16 protein-coding genes are annotated in these 20,263 nt (G+C 67.5%); 10 read left to right on the top strand and 6 right to left on the bottom strand.

Annotation, left to right across the window (positions count from 1 at the left end; translation table 11 throughout):
• Positions 1 to 386 precede the first annotated feature (386 nt).
• The 6 genes from mnmA to flgK form a co-directional block, all read right to left on the bottom strand.
• Positions 387 to 1,556 carry a tRNA 2-thiouridine(34) synthase MnmA gene (gene mnmA / locus ACODSL_RS06650; protein ID WP_488899876.1) on the bottom strand — a complete coding sequence of 390 codons (1,170 nt, stop codon included), beginning with the start codon at positions 1,554 to 1,556 and terminating at the stop codon, positions 387 to 389.
• A 96-nt stretch (positions 1,557 to 1,652) separates the two neighbouring features.
• Positions 1,653 to 1,838 (bottom strand): hypothetical protein, encoded by a 186-nt coding sequence (locus tag ACODSL_RS06645; protein ID WP_488899875.1) that lies wholly within the window; start codon positions 1,836 to 1,838, stop codon positions 1,653 to 1,655.
• 2 nt (positions 1,839 to 1,840) lie between these two features.
• A complete protein-coding gene (locus ACODSL_RS06640; protein ID WP_488899874.1) occupies positions 1,841 to 2,134 on the bottom strand; it encodes a type II toxin-antitoxin system RelE/ParE family toxin in 294 nt (97 codons plus the stop codon).
• Between the two features lie 31 nt (positions 2,135 to 2,165).
• Positions 2,166 to 5,144 (bottom strand): class I SAM-dependent DNA methyltransferase, encoded by a 2,979-nt coding sequence (locus ACODSL_RS06635; RefSeq protein ID WP_488899873.1) that lies wholly within the window; start codon positions 5,142 to 5,144, stop codon positions 2,166 to 2,168.
• 61 nt (positions 5,145 to 5,205) lie between these two features.
• A complete protein-coding gene (locus ACODSL_RS06630) occupies positions 5,206 to 6,132 on the bottom strand; it encodes a flagellin (RefSeq protein ID WP_488899872.1) in 927 nt (308 codons plus the stop codon).
• Between the two features lie 3 nt (positions 6,133 to 6,135).
• Positions 6,136 to 8,253 carry a flagellar hook-associated protein FlgK gene (gene flgK, locus ACODSL_RS06625; protein WP_488899871.1) on the bottom strand — a complete coding sequence of 706 codons (2,118 nt, stop codon included), beginning with the start codon at positions 8,251 to 8,253 and terminating at the stop codon, positions 6,136 to 6,138.
• A gap of 389 nt (positions 8,254 to 8,642) precedes the next feature.
• Here flgK and ACODSL_RS06620 point away from each other — a divergent pair, with 389 nt between their 5' ends.
• The 10 genes from ACODSL_RS06620 (at position 8,643) to flhA (ending at position 20,058) form a co-directional block, all read left to right on the top strand.
• On the top strand, positions 8,643 to 10,097 hold the full coding sequence (locus ACODSL_RS06620) for a flagellar hook-length control protein FliK (RefSeq protein WP_488899870.1): 1,455 nt from the start codon (positions 8,643 to 8,645) through the stop codon (positions 10,095 to 10,097).
• A gap of 3 nt (positions 10,098 to 10,100) precedes the next feature.
• Entirely contained in the window at positions 10,101 to 10,778 is a 678-nt protein-coding gene (locus ACODSL_RS06615) for a flagellar hook assembly protein FlgD (protein WP_488899869.1), read from the top strand.
• Positions 10,779 to 10,813: 35 nt separating this feature from the next.
• Positions 10,814 to 12,220 carry a flagellar hook-basal body complex protein gene (locus ACODSL_RS06610; protein WP_488899868.1) on the top strand — a complete coding sequence of 469 codons (1,407 nt, stop codon included), beginning with the start codon at positions 10,814 to 10,816 and terminating at the stop codon, positions 12,218 to 12,220.
• Positions 12,221 to 12,385: 165 nt separating this feature from the next.
• Positions 12,386 to 12,667 carry a CtrA inhibitor SciP gene (sciP, locus tag ACODSL_RS06605; RefSeq protein ID WP_488899867.1) on the top strand — a complete coding sequence of 94 codons (282 nt, stop codon included), beginning with the start codon at positions 12,386 to 12,388 and terminating at the stop codon, positions 12,665 to 12,667.
• A gap of 193 nt (positions 12,668 to 12,860) precedes the next feature.
• The gene (fliF, locus tag ACODSL_RS06600) at positions 12,861 to 14,525 is read left to right on the top strand and encodes a flagellar basal-body MS-ring/collar protein FliF (RefSeq protein ID WP_488899866.1); all 1,665 of its coding nucleotides are present in this window, start codon (positions 12,861 to 12,863) and stop codon (positions 14,523 to 14,525) included.
• On the top strand, positions 14,522 to 15,553 hold the full coding sequence (fliG, locus tag ACODSL_RS06595) for a flagellar motor switch protein FliG (protein ID WP_488899865.1): 1,032 nt from the start codon (positions 14,522 to 14,524) through the stop codon (positions 15,551 to 15,553). The genes fliF and fliG overlap by 4 nt, the downstream gene beginning before the upstream one ends.
• Positions 15,553 to 16,203, top strand: a complete 651-nt coding sequence (locus tag ACODSL_RS06590; protein WP_488899864.1) for a FliH/SctL family protein — start codon at positions 15,553 to 15,555, stop codon at positions 16,201 to 16,203. Before fliG ends, ACODSL_RS06590 begins: the two co-directional genes overlap by 1 nt.
• Positions 16,196 to 16,537: a flagellar motor switch protein FliN gene (fliN, locus tag ACODSL_RS06585; RefSeq protein ID WP_488899863.1), complete on the top strand. Its 342-nt coding sequence runs from the start codon at positions 16,196 to 16,198 to the stop codon at positions 16,535 to 16,537. The genes ACODSL_RS06590 and fliN overlap by 8 nt, the downstream gene beginning before the upstream one ends.
• Positions 16,538 to 16,567: 30 nt before the next feature.
• Positions 16,568 to 17,938, top strand: a complete 1,371-nt coding sequence (gene flbD, locus ACODSL_RS06580) for a sigma-54-dependent transcriptional regulator FlbD (RefSeq protein WP_488899862.1) — start codon at positions 16,568 to 16,570, stop codon at positions 17,936 to 17,938.
• A 92-nt stretch (positions 17,939 to 18,030) separates the two neighbouring features.
• Positions 18,031 to 20,058 carry a flagellar biosynthesis protein FlhA gene (gene flhA, locus ACODSL_RS06575; protein ID WP_488900287.1) on the top strand — a complete coding sequence of 676 codons (2,028 nt, stop codon included), beginning with the start codon at positions 18,031 to 18,033 and terminating at the stop codon, positions 20,056 to 20,058.
• Positions 20,059 to 20,263 lie beyond the last annotated feature (205 nt).

Raw genomic sequence — 20,263 nt, 5'->3', positions numbered from 1 at the left:
AATTAAGGCAGAGCGGAATCCGCTCCCGAAGCTCAATTCCGACATTGGAATTAAGCTGCTTTAAGACTGGTTAATGGTGAACCGCCCGTTGGAAAGAATCGTTAAGCCGATTTGCGAATCGGCGGCAAGCGGCCATCGCGCCGGTCAGACTCACGGTGGGGATGACTCTTTCGTGATCGGGGAATCCCGAGTGAATCCCGAGGGATTCCGCCAGCCCTTGCGGTAGTGGGGGAATGAACGTGGATCGACCCCCAACCTCGTCATCCCGGGCCCTGTGCCCGGGACCCCTCGGGCCGGTTCCTCGAACAGTGAGTCAATCTGACGCGGTTTGAACGGCCGTCAGAGGGATCCCGGGCACAGGGCCCGGGATGACGGCGGGGTTAACGTTAACCTGCCCGCACCGCCGACGCGATGAATCCGCCGCCCAGCACCCGGCCGGGATCTTCCGGCGCGTAGAGCACGCAGGCCTGGCCGGGAGCCACGCCTTCTTCCATGACGTCGAGGGTCACGCCGATCTGGCCGTCGACCATCGCCAGCCGGCCGGCGACTGGTTCGCGGGTCGACCGGACCCGGGCCAGCACGGGCCGGCCGGCCAGGGCGGCGGCTCCGATCGTCGCCTCGTCGCCCAGCCAGTTCTCTTCCTTCAGAGTCAGGGCTCGCGTTAGCAGCGCTTCGCGCGGGCCGACGATGACCTGACGGGCGTCGGCGTCGATGCGCACCACGAACAGCGGATCGCCGCCGCCGATGTTCAGGCCCCGGCGCTGGCCGATGGTATAGCGCGTCACGCCTTCGTGGCGGCCGAGCACCCGGCCGTCGAGGTGAACCACATCGCCGGCCAAAGCGCCCTGCGGCCGCAGGCGGTCGATGACCGTGTGATACTTGCCTTCGGGCACGAAGCAGATGTCCTGGCTGTCGGGCTTGTCCGCCGCCGCCAGCGCCATGCCGGCCGCGACGCCGCGCACCGCAGGCTTGGGCAGGCCGCCGAGCGGAAAGCGCAGGTAGTCGAGCTGCTCACGCGTGGTGGCGAACAGGAAGTAGCTCTGGTCACGGTTCGCATCGACGGCGCGGTGCAGCGTCGGGCCGTTCGGACCGTCCTCGCGCCGCACGTAGTGGCCCGTGGCCATGGCCGCGGCGCCGAGATCCCGCGCCACATCCAGCAGATCGCGGAACTTCACAGTTTGATTGCAGCGCACGCAGGGGATCGGCGTCTCGCCGCGCAGATAGGCGTCGGCGAACTCCTCGATCACCTGGTCTTTGAACCGGCTTTCATAGTCGAGCACATAGTGCGGAATGCCGATCGCCTCGGCCGCCTGGCGGGCGTCGAGGATATCCTGGCCGGCGCAGCAGGCGCCCTTCTTCTGGATCGCCGCACCGTGGTCATAGAGCTGTAGCGTCACGCCCACGACGTCGTACCCGGCCTTGGCCAGCAGCGCCGCCGTCACCGTCGAGTCCACCCCGCCCGACATGGCCGCGACAACCCGCGAGCCGGTCGGCAGGCCGACAGCCGCGCGCACGACGTCGTCGGCGATGTCTGCAAGGGGCGGGAGCGCGTTCATGGGCCGCTATGTAGAGGGTCAGGGCCGAAATTGCGACCGGGGCGGCTATGGTCCGATATCGCGGCGATCAGTAGGTGTCCCCGAAATCGATCGGATTTAGGCGCGCGCCTTCCGCCGCGACTGACGACGGCCAGCCTCGACCATCCGCGCCCGCGCCCGGGCCACGACCGAAGCAGCGCGAGCCAATGCCGCGGCGCCATCGAGGCGGGCATCCGCCAGATAGGCCTCGATCCCCTCCTCGGAGTCGAGATAGTCGGCGGGGTCGAACGGCTTGAGTTCCACGTTCAAATCTCCTGCGCCAAAGCCCTTGCTCGCGCGATGTCGCGGTCCTGGCTGTCCTTGTCACCTCCACATAGTAGCACAATGACGGTTTCGCCGCGCAGGGTGAAATAGATCCGGTACCCGGGCCCGGAATCGACTCGTAGCTCGCTGACGCCTTCGCCGACCGACCGGACGTCGCCGAGATTGCCCTCCGCGACCCTGTCGATCCGCCGGGCGATGATCGCTCGCGCGCGGTCATCACGCAGCCGCGACAGCCAGCGGGCGAACTCTGGCGTACGGACCACTTCGAGAGCCATGCTCCACGATGCGTTACAACCTATCCGGCGGTCAACGCCCCGCCGCCGCCCGTTCCTGATTGAGCGCGAATAGCCGCTCCAGCACCTGCTCGTCGGTCAGGTCGGCGGGCCAGCCGTAGGCGGCGGCCACGGCGGCGTCGAGGCGGTCGTGGGCCATGGCCAGCCAGGCGGGCCGCTCGTTGTAGAGGTTGGTCAGGGTGCGCTTCTTCAGCACCGCCGCCGCCGCCTCGTCCTTCGGCAGCATGCGGTCGGGATAGCCTGGCACGACCTCGGGCTCGATGCGCACCAGATCGGCCGGATTGAGCCAGGCCTCGCGCTTGGCGTTCAGGTCGGCCGCCGCCTCGGCGATAGCGATGGCGCGCGGATCGGCGGCGTAGTCGGCGGCCGGGATGTCGGGCGTCAGGCCCTCGGGGAAGGGGAAGGTCTCGAAGGTGGTCGAGGGGGTGTAACGGGGGTCGTTGCCGACGCCCAGCGAGGTGCCCATGCGGAGGGACCAGAGTTCGTGGAATCGCGAGTGGAGGATGCCGAAGGTGGTGTCGTCTTCGCGGGCGATTGCGTCCAGCAGGTTTGACGGCCAAACAGCCACGGACAGCCACGCAAAGATCCGATGTTTGGCCACAACGGGGGTAGCGATGTAGCGGCTTACCCCCTGCATTGCGGCGCGCAGCTCAGGCCGCGCCCTGTGGTGTTTCCACCAGTACTCACGGTTTTTCGGCAGTGAGCTGCGCTCCCGTTCTGGCTTCACGTGCGCTAGCGCGAACTTGAAGGGGGCCTCGAACAGCGCTGCACCGGCCTCCGTCGAAACGCCCTCAAAATCGATGACCCAAGTATCACTGGAGCGTCGAACCAGGTCCGCAGCGTTGAGCAAAGGTCGCAGGACCATGGAATTGGTCAGGCCATTCGGATTGGTTGGCGCGAGAAGCCACTGACGCGCCACGTCGCCCTCAATGTCGAACGGGCCGAATTTCTGCCCACCCTCAAAGCATGCACCCGCGTTCTCTTGAAGGCGGACAGCGCGACTGATGTCCACGACGGAACCCGACAGGTCGGGATTGATTTGGTCCGTGGGATGCCCGTCCAGTCGTCGATCTACGAACCCATCGCCAAAGCACAGCATGGAAACACGAACCGCGGCACCCTCTTGCGTCCACGGCTCGTCGGCCCATGCATCCATCAGGGACCCCTTGTCCGCGATCGGATCGACAACGCTGCGGCTCGCGCCGCCGCGAATAGAATTGGTAGTCACCAGCCCTGCTCGCAGCCCGGCCGAGCCGCCAACGATGCGCCAAGCCTTCTCGACCCAAAAGCAGACGAAGTCTGCGCCGCCCGGAAGACGATCACCGTAGGCGATGCGCAATCGGCTAACGTAGTCCTCTCCGAGGTCAGCGAGCATTTTCTTACCGCCCAGAAACGGCGGGTTCCCCACGATCGCGTCCGCGTCCGGCCACACCGCCTCGGTCCCGTTCGGGTTCAGCAGCGCATCGCGGCATTCGATCTGGTCCAGCGACGACAGGATCGGCTCGGCCAGGCCGGTGTAGTTGTTCCGGGCGTTCCACTGCAGGTCGCCGATCCACAGGGTCACGCGGGCCAGTTCGGCGGCGTAGTCCTCGATCTCGATCCCGCGCACGCATTGCAGGCCCACGCGCGGCGCGGGGACCGGCACGCCCAGCCGTTCGGCGTCAACCAGCGCCCGGCGCTCGATGTCCTTCAGCGCGTGCAGGGCGACATAGAGGAAGTTGCCGCTGCCGCAGGCCGGATCGAGCACGCGATAGGCGGCGAGCCGCGAGAGGAAGCCCTCCAGCAAGGCGGCGGCCTCGTCCAGCGCCGCGCCCTTGCGCTTTTCCACCAGGCCCAGCGCCCTGCGTCGCCCGGCCTCGCCGGCCTTGGCCTTGACCGGATCGGCCTTCATGGCCTCGGCGGCGGCTTCGAGCACCGCCTTGCGGTCGGCCTCGGCGGAGTCCCGGTCGGCGATGGCGTCGGCCATCTTCGCCAGCACGCCCTCCCACTCGGCCGTCAGGGGCCAGGTGATCACCGGATCGACGATCTTCAGGATCTTGGCCCGGTCGGTGTAGTGGGCGCCGAGCGCCGCCCGCTCGCGCGTGGCCTTCAGCGCCTCCTCGAACATATTGCCGAACACCGAGGGATCGATCTCGGACCAGTCATGCTCGCCCGCTGTGTCGGCGATCAGTTTCAGGTCGCCCCGGTCGAGTGGCAGCGCCGGCTTGTCGTCGAACAGCCCGCCGTTGAAATGCTTGATCACGTCGGCGCCGAACATGCCGCCGTTGCGCATCATTGCGAACAGGTTGTCGAACGCGGCGGCGGACTCGGCCGGCGGGCGGATCTGCATCGACTTCATCAGCCGGGTGAACAGCTCATGCGGCAACAGTCGCGCGTCCTCGGCGAACATGCAGAAGACGATGCGGTTCAGGAAATGGGCGATGTCGCGCGGGTTGTGCAGCGGCGTCCCGTCCGAGCTTTTCCGCTCCTGCAGCCGCCGCCCCAGATCGCCAAACGTCTGGGCGACCTTGGCGGTCAGTTCCTGCGGGCTGATCTTCGGCTTGAGGCTCTCCGAGCCCTGAAAGACCAGCTTGAGAACGGCCAGCTTTTCCGGCTCGTGCAGGTCGTCGAGCGTGAACTCGATCTTCTTGCTGACGGTGTTCGTCCAGTTGGTGTGGACGATGATCCGCTCCATGTCGCAGACGACCAGATAGGGCGGGTTCTGCAGGTCGAGCGCATAGGCCTGAAGCTGGCGCAGGGCCGAGTCGAGGTTCTTGTGCTTGCCCTTGTACTCCCAGCCGAAGCAGCCCTTGCGCCAGACGTCGGCCCAGCCGTCACCGCCGCCGGTCTTGCCCGCGCCGCGCTCGAAGCAATAGCGCTCGCCCAGCGGGTCGTCCTCTGCCGGGGTCGGCTCACCGAGCATCCGGCACAGGTCGATGAAATGCTCCTGGCTGCCCTGCCGCTCGCGCAGCTGGCTGTCGGACCACTTCTGGATAAAGGCGGCGGGTGTCATGGGGGTAACTTATCGACCGCTTCGCCGCCTCTCGGGAAGCCCTGAACGCCGCGCGGGCCCCTTACCGCTGCAGCAGGGTCAGCAGCGAGCTCTGGCTCAGGGCGTTGAACACCTGGGCGCTGGCCTGGACGGTGGTGCGGGCCTGTTCCAGGCGGCTGATGGCCTCGGCCATGTCGACATCGGTGATGCCGCCGACCATGCCCTCGAGCATCGACTTGCGCGCGCCCTGGGTCTCCATGGTCTTGTCGACGCGGTTCTGCATCAGGCCGTTGCTGGCGGTCGCATCCGTCAGGCTGGAGCGCGCCGATTCAAAGCCGCCGAGCATGCCCTGCAGAAAGGTCTCCTGCGTCGGCGTCAGCTTCCCGGTGAAGTCCCCGTTGGCGTCGACGAACGCCTGAATCTGGCGGAAGGAGTTGAACAGGCCTGTGCCGAGCTGGTCGGCGAGAAAGCCCGACTGGATGGTCGAGGACTCGTCCAGCTGGCTGGTCGGGGTCAGATTGTCATTCTTGAACACGGCGGCGACCGTCGGGTTGGCCGTAAGCTCGGCCATTGTGTCGGTCGTCACAGGGGCGGTGTCGACCTGACCGCCGGCGAACAGATAGCGCCCGCCGAACTTCGAGTTCAGGCCGTCGGAGGCTGACGAAAACCAGCTCTTCATTTCGCTCATCAGGGAGTCGCCACGCCCGGTGGCCAGGGCTTCGGCGACCGCCTGCCGGGCGCCGGCCGCGGCGTCGGCGACCTGGGTGAGGGCCAGGTCCTGCGACTCGAGCCGGGAGGTCAGGGTCTTGCCCTGGGTCAGATAGCTTTCGACTTTCGTCTGGACCGAGCGGGTGGCCAGCAGGGTCTCGGCCTTTCGGGCATAGCCCTTCAGGTCGGAGGCGATCTTGCCGCTGGAGACCTGGGCGTTGGCGTCCTGCTGCCGCACCTGGGCGCGCATCAGGTCATTGAGGACCGAGGAGTAATTGTTGCCGGAGGCGACGCGGTTCATGGCTTATCGCACCATCGTCATGAGGATGTCGTACATGTCCTTGCTCGCCTGGACGAGGCGGGCGGAGGCATTGAAGGCCTGCTGGTAGGTGGTCATGCTGATCAGTTCCTGATCGAGGTTGACCCCTTCCGCCGAGCTGCGGCGCGTGTCGGCCTCGGAGGCGACAGCTTCGGCGATGCTCTGGCGGGAGGTCGCGGCGTCGGCCTTGCGAGCGATCGAGCCGGCCAGTTCGGAGGCGTAGCGCGATACCGTCATGGTCGAGGCGGCGAGGCCGCCGGCGGCGTCGAATCCGGCAAGGGTTTCGCCGGCCCGGGCCAGCTTGTTCGCGCCGCGGCCGTCGCCGACGGCCAGCACGGGCTTCCCGGCGGACGCCTGACTGAGGTCGAGCGTGGCCAGCGCCAGCTTCATCGGGTTGCCGGCGATGTCGGCGCGAATCTCGAACCGCTCTGCCCGGCCGCCGCGCTGGGCCAGACCGACTCCGAACAGCTCGGAGATCGACGGCCCGCCGGCGCCGCGTTGGGTGTCGTCGTTGAGCACGGACAGGCTCGCACCCTTGGCGTTGGCGGCGAAGGTCATGGCGCCGTCGGCGTCGAGGCTGAAGGCCCCGTAGAGGCCGACGCCGGTGGTGCTGGAATTCAGGGCGTTGAGCAGGTCCTGCATCGTGCCGCCGGGCGGAACCGCCACGGTGACGTCCCTGACCCGCACGCCGTCGCCGTCGGCGACTCGCAGGCTGATGGTGTCGCCCGTCGTGAACCCGTGGGGGCTCGTGGCGCTCAGCCCGGTGTCATAGAACGGGTAACCTTCCGAGCTGACGAGGTCGTTCAGTCCGAAGAAGTGCGAGAAGCCCTTGCCGGCCTTGGTGGATGGGGCCGTTGCGTCATCGGCGATGGCCACGCCCGCGCCGCCGTTCGCGGAGAGGGACAGGGCGCCGTTGGTGAAGCTGGCCGACCCGAACCCGCCGAGCGACGTGTTCAGGGTCGAAAGAAAGGTGTTGGCCGTGAACGCCACGGCCGCGCCGCCGTCCACGCTCATGGTTCCCGCGTCGAAGTCGACGGCGACCTGGCGCTGGAGCAGCCCGTTGGCCGCGACCACGCCGATCGTGGTCTTGCCGGTGAAGCCGGAAATGGCGGTCGGCAGATCAAGCCCCGTATTGCGGCCGGTCAGGCTGGTGGGCGAGGGCACGCTGGAGGAGGCGTTGTGCGCGCGGTTCAGTTCGTCGACGGCCTTGGTGACAAACTCCGAAAGCTGAGCGCCGACGGCGGGCAGTTCGCGGTCGCGCAGGTCCAGCAGACCGCGGATCTCGCCCGAGGTCAGCCGCGCTCGCAGCGAGGTCTGGCCCGCCGCGCCGGGCAGGGTGACGGCGATTTCGCCGGACGCGCCTTCCGCCCGCACATAGGAGAGCGTCGCCGCCCCGCCGTTACCGGCCAGAACCGTGCCGTCCGAGGCGCGGATCACCGAGCCCCCGTTGGCCCGGGCGTTCACGCTGACATCGATCAGGCTGGAGAGTTCGTTGATCAGCTGGCCCTGGATGTTCTCCGAGCCGGTCGAGTCACGCCCCTCGACCTGGGCGCGGCCGATGTCGGCGTTCAGGGAGTCGATCTGGGTCAGCAGCTGGTTGGCCCGGTCGACCGCGGCGCCGATGCGGCCGTCGGCCTCGGTCGCCAGGCTCTTGAGCGAGGTCGAGATCCGCGAGGCCTCGTTGAGAAAGTCGGTCACCCCGTCGATGGCCGCCCCGCGCTGGATCGAAGAGGCGGGATCGCTGGCCGCGGCGGTGAAGGCCGAGAACACCTCGTCCAGACGATTGAAGAACGAACTGGAGCTGGACGGGTCGCCGAACAGGGCTTGTGCGCGGTCAAAGGCCTCGGCCAGCACGCCCGACTGCGCCGAGCTGGCCTTGGCGGTGAGGGCGGCGCGTTGCAGGAACGCGTCAGCCGCCCGGCTGATGCCCGTGATGTTGACGCCGACGCCCATGCCGGCGGAGACCAGCGGGGCCTGGTTGACGACCTTGCGGACGTACCCTGCGGTGTTGACGTTGGCGATGTTGTCCGAAACCGTCCGAAGACCGGTCTGGGCGGCCATCAGGCCGGTCGTCGCCGACGACATGATCGCATTCATGGTCATGCGTACTTTGCCCTGCGCCCGGCAAAGCCTGACGCGTTTTCCGGCGATTTTTGCCGGGCGAACGCGTCCGCGCTCGCGTAGACAAAAACTAACCTGTTGAATTTCATGGCGATTATATTCCAACCGCCAAACGGTTCGCATTAACCATGCGCAAGACCGGCGCCATGATCGTCGGGCGGCAGTTTCGGGCGCCCGGGGACCGATGCGGCCCGGCAAAAAGCGCCCTGACGGTGAGGTCCGCCCGGGGTGGGGCGATGGCTTCGGGCCCTTGTAGGACAGGGATTTGCGCACCGATCCGGCATCTGGCCCGGCGGTTGCTATGACCCTGTCGAATGATCCGGGCGCAGCAGGCGCCGACCGCTTCCCCGTCAATGGTGTCCACGCTTTCCATGACCGCGCCTGCGATCAGCATGTCCGTTGTCCTGCCCGGTGCGCCCAGCGCTCCGACTGGCGTGGGCGACTCCGGCCTCGGCGGCGTGTTCGAGGGCCTGCTGGCTGCACTGGCCAACGCCGGTGATCCGAAGCCTGCATCGACGGGGCTGTCGCCTGACGGCGCGGCGAGCGCCGACCGTCCGGAAGACGACGCGACCCAGGCGACGCCGGACGCGGGACTTGCCCTGCTCCTGACCGTACCGGTGGCCGCACCGTTCGTGGCGCCTGCTATCGAGCCTGAGGACGCCGCTGCGACCCCGGACGTCCTCGCCCCGCGCCAGGCCCGGCCGACGGAAACGGGCGCTGTCCCCCAGTCGTCGACGCTGGAAATTCCAGCGCTCGTCGAAGATCAAAAGATCACCCGCGACGTCGTCCAGGCAGAGGCGGCCCAACCGGAGAAGTCCGGCGCTGCTGAACCGAAGGCGGCCGCGCCCGCCGCTCCGCGCACCGATCCCGCGGTCGGGAACCAGGTCGCCTCGTCCCGTCAGGCCGCTCCGGCTCCCGCCCCCGCGCCTGCTGCCGCCCCCGTTGCGGACATCCAGACAGCGCCGCCTCAGCCGCCTGCCGTGGCCGCAGTCGAGCCTCGCCCGGAGATCGCGCCCACGATCATCGCCGCCGCCGCCGCGGAGACGCCGGTTGCGCCGGAAGCGCTCCGAGTCACGCCGACGACCGGCGACATCCGTCGGGCTGCCGGCTCCCGCTCTGAACGCCGCGCCGACGCGACCGGCCGGCCCGCATCGACCGACCTGACCGGCTCGTCTCCGGTGAAGGCGGCTGCATCGGCGATCCTGGCGGAGGCCATCGATCCGACGCCATCCGACGCCGTCGCGCCGGTCGATGCCGAAAGTCTGGCCAAGGAACCGACCGACACGCCCGCCGTCGATCAGCCCAGCCTCCCGGCCGAGATCCGCGCCCAGACGGCCCAGGCCCTCGCGACCGCGGACGCCGCCGCCGCGACACGCGGATCGCCCGAAACGGTGGCCAAACTCGCCGCCGACATCATTCGCAAGCTCGACGGTCAAAGCACGCGCTTCGACCTCGAACTGAACCCGCACGGCATGGGCAAGGTCGATGTCGCCATCGAAATCGACCGGGCCGGCAAGCTGACGGCGGCCATGACGTTCGACACCGCACAGTCGGCCGCCGAGCTGCGCGGTCGGTCGGCCGAATTGCGCCATGCCCTCGAGCAGGCCGGCTTCAGCGTGTCGGACAGCGGCCTGACCTTTGATACGGCCGGCCAGAACGCCGGCTTCGGCGGTCGAGATGCCGCTCAGCAACAGCAGGACCGCGCCTGGTCCGGCCGAGCCTTTCAGCGCGCCCAGAACGGCGCCGACGAGGCCGATCTGATCCAGACCGGCGCACCCCCCCTTTCACCTGGCTGGACCCGGTCCGGCGTGGACATCCGGATCTAGACCATGACCAGCACCATTGATCCCACGGCAACCGCCGCCGGCGCCTCGGTCTCGGACAAGCTCAACAGCTCGCGCAGCCGTCTGGCCGACAGTGAGCAGACCTTCCTGTCGCTGCTGACCACCCAGCTTAAGAACCAGGACCCGCTGTCGCCGCTCGATTCCAACCAGTTCACCGCGCAGATCGTGCAGATGACCGGGGTCGAGCAGCAGTTGATGACCAATGACCTGCTGAAGATGCTTGTCGGCATGAATGACGGCGGCCTGTCCGGTTCGGTCGGGCTCATCGGCAAGGCCGTGACGGCCCAGACGGATCAGGCCGTCGTCGCCGACGGCAAGGCCAGCTGGGCCTTCGATCTCGATCGCAACGCGACCAGCGTGAAGTACGAAGTCGTCAACGCCCAGGGCACGACGGTCTGGAGCCGCACGGACCCCAGCGTCGCCGGCGGCGCCCGCACGCTCGACTGGGACGCCGTGAACAGCGGCGGGCAAAAGCTGCCCGACGGCGGAACCTACACCCTCAAGATCACCGCGACTGGCTCCGGCGGTGAAAAGATCAACGCGACCACCCACACCAGTGGCGTGGTCTCCGGCATCGAGGTGCTCGACGGCGCCACGGTCGTCAGCATCGGCAAACTCAAAGTCCCCGTGTCTTCGGTCACCAGCGTCCAGACCGCTTCGTGAGCCAGGTCCGTCATCAAGGAAGAGGATAACCTCCCATGAGCATCAACAGCGCCATGCTTGCCGGCGTGACCGGCCTGATATCGAACTCGTCGGCGCTCGCCGCGATTTCGGACAACATCGCGAACGTCAACACCGTTGGCTACAAGCGCGCCCAAGCGAACTTCCAGACCCTGGTCACCAGCCGGGGGTCGAACGTGGCCTATTCGGCGGGCGGTGTGACGGCCCAGACCCGCCGATTCATCACGACCCAGGGTCTGCCGACACAGACCACCTCGGGCACGGACCTGTCGATCTCGGGTCAGGGCTTCTTCGCCGTGACGGAAAAGGCCGAGGATCTGCAGGCCTCCGATGTGCGGTCGTTCACCCGCGCCGGATCCTTCCGTCTCGACAGCCTCGGTTATCTGCGCAACGACGCCGGCCTCTATCTGCAGGGCTGGTTGGTGGATGACGAGGGCGTGATCCTGCCCGATCCGTCAGACATCACGCGTCTGAAGTCGATCAACGTGTCGGCGGTCGGCGGCGCCGCCGAACAGACCACGCGGGCGACGGTGAACGCCAACCTCAAGTCCAGCCAGACCCTTTCAGCGGATCTCGGCGCCTACGACCCCGCGGCCAATTCCATGGCGATGTACAACGCGGACCTCGGCACCGGCGTGCGCCCGGACTTCTCCATCCAGGTGCCGGTTTCGGATTCAAAGGGTGGCAAGCGCACCGTCCAGGTTGATTTCCTGAAGAGCGCGAACCCGAACGAATGGCTTGCGGAGGTTCGCGCGGTCCCGGCGAGCGACGTCGTCACGGGCACGGGCCTGACCAATGGCCAGCTCGCGGTCGGCAAGGTCGTGTTTACGCCGGACGGGCGTCTGGACACGACGGCGACCACCCTCTTCACCGACCCGACGAACCCCGTCCTGAAGTTCGGCGCCTCCGCGGACGCCGCTCCGGGCGCCGGGGCGTTCAAGTGGGCTGACGGCCTTGGGGTCGGGGGGCAGGAAATCCGTCTTGATCTCGGCGGGGCCGCGGGCGGTCTGACCCAGTTCGACAGCGAGTCCCTTGTCCAGTCGGTAGCCACCAACGGCACGGCCTTCGGCAACCTGACCAACATCAAGATCGACGAGCACGGCTTCGTCACAGCCATCTTCGACAACGGCATCGCCCGGCAGATCGCCCAGGTCGCCATCGCGACCTTCCCGAACGCGGACGGCCTGATGGCGGTCAACGGCAATGCTTACCGGGTCAGCCAGGAGAGCGGCACCTACAACTTCAAGACCGCGGGCAGCGGCGGGGCGGGCTTCATCGCGCCGTCTACGCTTGAAGCGTCGACGGTCGACCTCTCCAGCGAGTTTACCGGCCTGATCACGACACAACGGGCCTACTCCGCTTCGTCGAAAATCATCACAACGGCCGACCAGATGCTGGAAGAACTTCTGAGCATCAAGCGTTAGTCTTGAAGTTTAGTTTGCTTTAATTCGAGTGTTTCAAGATGAAACACGGATATTAACTTGGGGGCGATAGTGGTTACCTTGATTTTTACTATCGCGATTCACGCACCGTTATCGCCAGTGGCGTACGGTTCTCCTCAACAGTGATGGTGAGAGAGGCCTAGAGCCATGCTTCAACAACAGCGTGTGAACAACAGGGGCGAAAAATACGTGATCGGTCCAACCGGTGCGCCGTTGACGCTGTCCGACCTGCCGCCCGCCAACACCGAGCGCTGGGTCATCCGGCGCAAGGCCGAGGTCGTCGCGGCGGTGCGCGGAGGTCTGCTCACCCTTGATGATGCCTGTGATCGTTACCGGCTCACCAACGAGGAGTTTCTGACCTGGCAGAAATCGATCGACCGCCACGGCCTCGCGGGCCTGCGGACGACGCGACTGCAGCAGTATCGCTGAGCCGCCGGGCGCTTCAGCCCAAGGCTCGTGGAAAGCGGCCGCGTCCCGACCAGGACGCGGCCGTTGTCCTTTCGGCGCCGGGACCGTGAACTTAAGGGCCCGTTTACCACGCACCCGGTAATTCCTGCCTAGCGGTCCGATCCTGTCGGCGCCGTTGGTCCAATGCGTAGGGGCGTCCGGGGTGGAACAGTTCATGAGCGCCTTGCGTGGGTTCGGCTTCGGCCGGCTCGCGGCGCTGGCCGGGATCGGGATCGGCATCGCCGCCGCCCTCGTGGCCCTGACGATGAACATCGGCACGCAACCCAAGTCGCTGCTCTATTCAAACCTTGATCTGAAGGAAGCCTCGGCGGTCGTCCAGGCGCTGCAGGCCGCAGGCATCAAGTACGAGGCCGAAGGCGATGGCTCGACCATCATGGTCCCCCGCGACCAGGTCGCTTCAGCGCGCCTGATGGTCGCCAGCAAGGGGCTCGTGAGCTCCGGGTCGGTCGGCTACGAAATCTTCGACCAGTCTTCGGCGCTCGGTCAGACCGACTTCGTCCAGCAACTGAACCGTCAACGCGCGCTCGAGGGCGAGCTGGCCCGAACCATTCGCGGTCTCGACGGCGTGACCTCGGTCCGCGTGCACCTGAACCTGCCGCGCCGGCAGCTGTTCGAGGAGGAGGCCGAGCCGCCGTCCGCCTCGGTGATGATCGGCATCACCGGCCGCACGCCGGGCGATGACCAGGTCCAGGCCGTCCAGAACCTCGTCGCCGGCGCCGTGCCGGGGCTCAAGGCCGAGCAGGTCTCGGTCATCGACCAGCACAACAAGGTCCTCTCGGTTGCGGGCGGTTCGTCTGTCGCCGGAAAGATGGCCGACGATCGCAAGACCGAGGTCGAGCGCCGCATGGCCGCCCGCATCAAGGAACTGGTCGAGGGCGTCGTCGGCCCCGGGCGGGCGCGGGTCGAAGTGACCGCCGACATCGATATGGCCCGGGTGACCGAGCAGAAGGAGACCTTCGATCCTGATGGCCAGGTCGTCCGCTCCGAGCAGACGGGCGAAGAGAACGCGACGGAAAACCAGCCCGACGGCGCCAACACAGTGTCTGCGACAGGCAATATTCCCGGCTCGACCGGCGCGGCGGCTGGTAGCCAGGCGTCCTCGCGAACGGGTCGCACGGACTCGACCACCAACTACGAGATCAGCAAGACCGTCACCACCGAGGTGCGCGAGCCCGGCACGGTCAAGAAGGTGTCCGTCGCGGTCGCCGTCGACGGCGTCACCGCCATCGGCAAGGACGGCAAGCCCGGCGCCTGGACACCGCGTTCCGAGGCCGAGCGGCTGCAGTTGGAAGACCTGGTCAAGGCGGCCGTGGGCTTCGACGTGTCGCGGGGCGATACGGTCAAGGTCACAAATGTCCGCTTTGCCCGCGAAGCGATCGACGAAGCGGGAACAACGGCCAAGCAGGGCCTGCTCGCCAGTTTCGACAAGAATGATCTGATGCGCGCTATCGAGCTGGGCGTGCTCGCGATCCTCGGCATCCTGCTGATGCTGTTCGGCGTCAGGCCCCTGCTCAAGGGGCTGACGGCAGGCGGCGGCGCGGGCGGCGGGATGATGCCGGCCCTGTCCGGCGCGGCCGGCGGCCAGATCACGACCCGGCTGGTCTCGACGCCGGACGGCGGCACGATGCAGATCGCGGTGGATCCGCAGACCGGCGAGCCTCTGGCCCTGCCGGGACCGGACATGGACCAGCGCATCGACATCGCCCGCATCGAGGGTCAGGTTCGCGCCTCGTCGGTCAAGCGCGTTTCGGATTTCGTCAACAAGCACCCGGACGAGTCGGTCTCGATCCTCCGCTCCTGGCTTCATGAAACCGCATGAGCGTTAAGAGCAAATCCAAGGCGGTCGTCGACTCCGCGCGGCTCAATGGACCTGAAAAGGCGGCCATTGTCCTGCTGGCGCTGGGCGAAGACCACCTGGCCATCTGGGAGGCCCTGGACGAGGAGGAGATCAAGGAAGTCTCCCAGGCCATGGCCACGCTCGGCACAGTCTCGGCCAGCGTCGTCGAGGAACTGCTGGTCGAGTTCGTCTCGGGCATGTCGTCGAGCGGCGCGATCATGGGCAGCTTCGAGCAGACCCAGCGTCTGCTTGGTGCCTTCATGAATCCCGAGAAGGTCGACTCCCTGATGGAGGAGATCCGCGGCCCCGCCGGTCGCACCATGTGGGACAAGCTCGGCAACGTGAACGAGGCCGTCCTCGCCAACTATCTGAAGAACGAATACCCGCAGACCGTCGCGGTGGTGCTGTCCAAGATCAAGTCAGAGCACGCCGCCCGCGTGCTGGGCGCCCTGCCGGAGGACTTCGCGCTGGAATGCGTCCAGCGCATGCTGCGCATGGAGCCCGTGCAGCGCGAAATCCTCGACAAGATCGAACAAACCCTGCGGACGGAATTCATGTCGAACCTGGCGCGCACGTCCAAGCGCGACAGCCACGAGATGATGGCCGACATCTTCAACAACTTCGATCGGCAGACAGAGGCCCGCTTCATCGCGGCCCTGGAAGAGCGCAACCGCGAGAGCGCCGAGCGCATCCGGGCGCTGATGTTCGTCTTCGAGGACCTCAACAAGCTCGATCCGGGCGGCGTCCAGACGCTGCTGCGCGCGGTCGAGAAGGATCAGCTGGCCCTGGCGCTCAAGGGCGCCTCGGACGCCCTGCGCGAGATGTTCTTCTCCAACATGTCCGAGCGGGCCAGCAAGATCATGCGCGAAGACATGGAGAGCATGGGCCCGGTCCGCCTGCGCGACGTCGACCAGGCCCAGATGAGCATGGTCCAGGCGGCCAAGGATCTGGCCGCCAAGGGCGAGATCATGCTCGCCGGCGCCGGCGGCGACGATGAGTTGATCTACTGATGGCCGGTCCCGCCCACACCCCCTTCGGCTTTGACACCGTATTCGACGACGCGGGCGCCGTGGCCTTTCAGCCGCCGCCGCGGCGGACGTCCTACACCGGCGCCGAAGTCGAGCAGATCCGCGCCACGGCCTATGCGGACGGCGAACGATCGGCCATCGCGCGGGCCGAGGCGGACGCCCAGGCCGACATCGCCCGCGCCGCGCGGGCTGGACTGTCGGCCCTCGCCGGCGTGGCCCACGAGCATCGTCAGCAGGCCGCCGGTCTGGCCATGGCCGTCGGCCGCGCCATCGCCGACGCCGCACTGGCGCGCTTCCCGGACGCGCCGGTTACGGCCGCGCTCGAAGCCCTGGCCCGCGAGGTCGAGGCCCAGCCCCGACTGGTCATTCGCGTCGCTGCTGGCCTGGAAGACCGCGTCCAGGCGGCGCTCGACCACACGGCGGACGCCATCGGCTTCGCCGGCAAGATCACGGCCCGGGCCGATCCGGCCCTGCCGGTCGCCGCCTTCGTCCTCGACTGGGGCGATGGCAAGGCCGCCTTCGATCCCATCGCCGCCGCCGACCGTGTCGCGGCGGCCCTCGACGCGGCGCTCGCGTCCGAGGGGCTGCACGCCGAACCCCTGATTCCCGCCAGTGAGGCCGACCATGGCTGAAGACACCAATCTCGCGCTCAATGAGTTCGCCGCTGACGAGGCGCTCGCCTCCGAAATGCACGTCGACGCCGACGAGAAGACCGCCGCCGATCTGGCGCCGGTCTTCGATGTGCCGGTGAACATCTCTGCCGTGCTCGGCCGCGCCAACCTGTCCGTCGCCCAGCTGCTGCAGCTGGGCCAGGGCAGCGTCCTCGAGCTCGACCGGAAGGTCGGCGAGGCCATCGACATCTACGTGAACAACCGCCTGGTCGCCCGGGGCGAGGTCGTCGTCGTCGACGACCGGCTCGGCGTGACCATGACGGAAATCATCAAGGACGGCGATTCGGCGGCCTGATCGGCGGTCGGAACGTAAAGGAGAGTACCCATGCGACTTCTGGTCGTCGGACGTTTGAACGGGCAGCTGGCCCTCGCCGTGAAAATGGCGATGTCGGCGGGCGCCAAGGTGGCCCACGTGGAGACGGTGGCCGCCGCTACCCAGGCCCTGCGGGCCGGGCAGGGGGCCGACCTGTTGATGGTCGACTATGAGCTCGACATCGCCGGGCTCATCGCGGCCAACGAAGCCGAACGGATCCGCGTGCCCGTCGTGGCCTGCGGGGTCGGGGCCGACGCCCAGAAGGCCGGCGACGCCATTCGCGCCGGGGCCAAGGAGTTCATCCCGCTCCCGGCGGAAGCGGACCTGATCGCCGCCGTGCTGGCGGCGATCGGCGACGACGCCCGGCCGATGATCGCCCGCGATCCGATCATGGAGAGCGTGATCAAGCTGGCCGACCAGATCGCTCCGTCCGACGCCTCGATCCTGATCACCGGCGAAAGCGGCGTCGGCAAGGAGGTGATGGCGCGCTACGTCCACACCAAGTCCCGCCGCGCCAACAAGCCGTTCATCAGCGTCAACTGCGCCGCCATCCCGGAGAACCTGCTCGAGAGCGAGCTGTTCGGCCACGAGAAGGGCGCCTTCACCGGCGCCGTGGCCCGGCGCATCGGCAAGTTCGAGGAAGCCACCGGCGGCACCCTGCTGCTTGACGAAATCAGCGAGATGGACGGCCGCCTGCAGGCCAAGCTCCTGCGCGCGCTGCAGGAACGCGAAATCGACCGTGTCGGCGGCGCCAAGCCGGTCAAGGTCGACATCCGCGTCATCGCCACCTCCAACCGCGACCTGGCCCAGGCCGTGCGCGAGGGGACGTTCCGCGAAGACCTGCTGTACCGCCTGAACGTTGTGAACCTGCGTCTGCCGGCGCTGCGCGAGCGGCCGGGCGACATCGTCGCCCTGTCGGATCACTTCGTGAAGAAGTACGCCGCCGCCAACGGCATGCCGGAACGGCCGCTGTCGGCCGAGGCACGTCGCCGTCTTGTCGGTCACCGCTGGCCCGGCAACGTTCGGGAGCTGGAGAACGCCATGCACCGCGCGGTGCTGCTGTCGACAGGTCCGGAGATCGAGGAGTTCGCCGTTCGCCTGCCGGATGGCCAGCCCATGTCGCCCGCGCCGGACGCCGCGGTCGCCCGCTCGGCCTCGATGGCCGCGGACGCGATCAGCCGCGCCTTCGTCGGCCAGACGGTCGCCCAGGTCGAGCAGCAGCTGATCCTGGACACGCTCGGCCACTGCTTGGGCAACCGCACCCATGCGGCCAACATCCTCGGCATCTCGATCCGCACCCTGCGCAACAAGCTGAAGGAGTACTCCGAGGCCGGCGTCAGCGTCCCCGCGCCGCAGGGCGGTCTGGGAGCGCACGCGGCCTAGGGCGCTAGCCCCAGGTCCGACCCAGCATGGCGGACATCGGACTTTCAGGACTGACCGGTCAGAAGCCCTCGGCGGGACGCGTCTGGGGCTGGATGGTGCGCGGCGAGGTCGGCCTGGCGGTCGGCGTCATCGGCATCATCATCCTGCTGATCATTCCGATTCCAGCCTTCCTGCTGGACGTCCTGCTGTCGCTGTCGATCACAAGCGCCGTGCTGATCCTGATGACGGCGCTGCTGATCAAGAGGCCGCTGGAATTCAGCGCCTTTCCAACGGTTCTGCTGGTCACAACCCTTTTCCGGCTGGGTCTCAACCTCGCCTCGACACGCCTGATCCTGACCCATGGCCACGAGGGCGCCCACGGCGCCGGCCAGATCATCAAGGCGTTCGGCGAGCTGATGATGGGCGGCAACTACATCATCGGGGTGATCGTCTTCGCCATCCTGGTGATCGTGAACTTCGTCGTCGTCACCAAGGGTTCGGGGCGCATCGCCGAAGTCGCGGCGCGTTTCACGCTCGACTCCATGCCCGGCAAGCAGATGGCCATCGACGCCGATCTTTCGTCGGGGCTCATCGACCAGGATGTCGCCAAGGCGCGTCGCAAGGACCTGGAGCAGGAGTCGACCTTCTTCGGCGCCATGGACGGCGCCAGCAAGTTCGTCCGCGGGGACGCGGTCGCCGGCCTGATCATCGTCGCCATCAACATTGTCGGCGGCTTCCTGATCGGCGTGTTCCAGCACCAGATTCCCGCCGGCCAGGCGGCGACGACCTACACCCTGATGACCATCGGCGACGGCCTGGTCAGCCAGGTGCCGGCCCTGATCATCTCGATCGCCGCCGGCTTCCTGGTGTCCAAGGCCGGGGTCGAGGGATCAGCCAACAAGGCGCTCGTCACCCAGCTGGCGATGAACCCCATCAGCCTGGGCATGGTCTCAGCCTCCGCCGGCATCATCGCCCTGATCCCGGCGATGCCGAAGATCCCGTTCCTGATCCTGGCCATCGGCGCCGGCGTGCTGGCCTACCGAAGAACGCTCAAGGAAAACGAACCCGAGATCATCATCGAACAGTCTGCGCCTGCCGAGCTGGAAGAGGAGCCGATCGCCAACGCCCTGGCCATCGACGACATCAAGATCGAGCTCGGCTATGGCCTGCTGGCGCTGATCAACGACCTCGACGGCCGCAAGCTGACCGACCAGATCCGCGCCCTGCGCAAGACGCTTGCCGCCGACTTCGGGTTCGTCATGCCGCCGGTGCGGATCCTCGACAACATGCGCCTGCCGACCCAGGGCTACGCCATCCGCATCAAGGAGATGGAGTGCGGCGCGGGCGAGGTGCGCATCGGCTCGCTGATGGCCATGGACCCCCGCGGCGGTCAGGTCGACCTGCCCGGCGACCACGTGCGCGAGCCCGCCTTCGGCCTGCCGGCCACCTGGATCGATGACGGCCTGAAGGAAGAGGCGACGTTCCGCGGCTACACCATCGTCGATCCGGCCACGGTGCTGACGACGCACCTGACCGAGATCCTCAAGGACAACATGTCCGACCTGCTCTCCTACGCCGAGATGCAGAAGCTGCTGAAGGACCTGGGTCCCGAGCAGAAGAAACTGGCCGACGACGTGGTTCCGGCGATCGTCACCGGCACCAGCCTGCAACGTGTGCTGCAGGCGCTGCTGCGCGAGCGGGTCTCGATCCGCGACCTGCCGACCATCCTCGAAGGCGTCGCGGAGGCCGCGCCGCACACCGCGTCGATCACCCAGCTGGTGGAGGCGGTCCGCTCCCGTCTTGGCCGCCAGCTCTGCTGGGCCAACCGAGGCGACGACGGCGCCCTGCCGATCGTCACCCTGTCGCCCGACTGGGAGGTCGCCTTCAGCGAGGCCCTGGTCGGCCAGGGCGAGGACAAGCAGCTGGCGATGGCCCCGAGCAAGCTGCAGGACTTCATCCGCGGCGTCCGCGAGGCCTTCGAGCGCGCGGCGCTGGCCGGCGACAGCCCGGTCCTGCTGACCAGCCCGCAGATCCGCCCGTTCGTCCGCTCGATCATCGAACGCTTCCGCGGCCAGACCGTGGTGATGAGCCAGAACGAGGTCCATCCGAAGGCCCGGCTGAAGACGGTGGGGCAGGTTTAAGAACTGACTTTCCTCTCCGCGAAGCGGGGAGGGGGACCGCTCGGAGAGCGGTGGAGGGGCAGCGCGAACATCAGCTGCCCCATCCTGAATTCCGGTCTTTTCGGCCAGCCGGCCGCTGCCCCTCCACCATGCTCCGCATGGTCCCCCTCCCCACTGCGTGGGGAGGATTGCCGCAGCACTTGATCAACCACTCAACCCGTGCTTA

Source organism: Caulobacter sp. FG121 (genome assembly GCF_057809815.1).
This window is presented reverse-complemented; position numbering and strand designations above follow the sequence as displayed.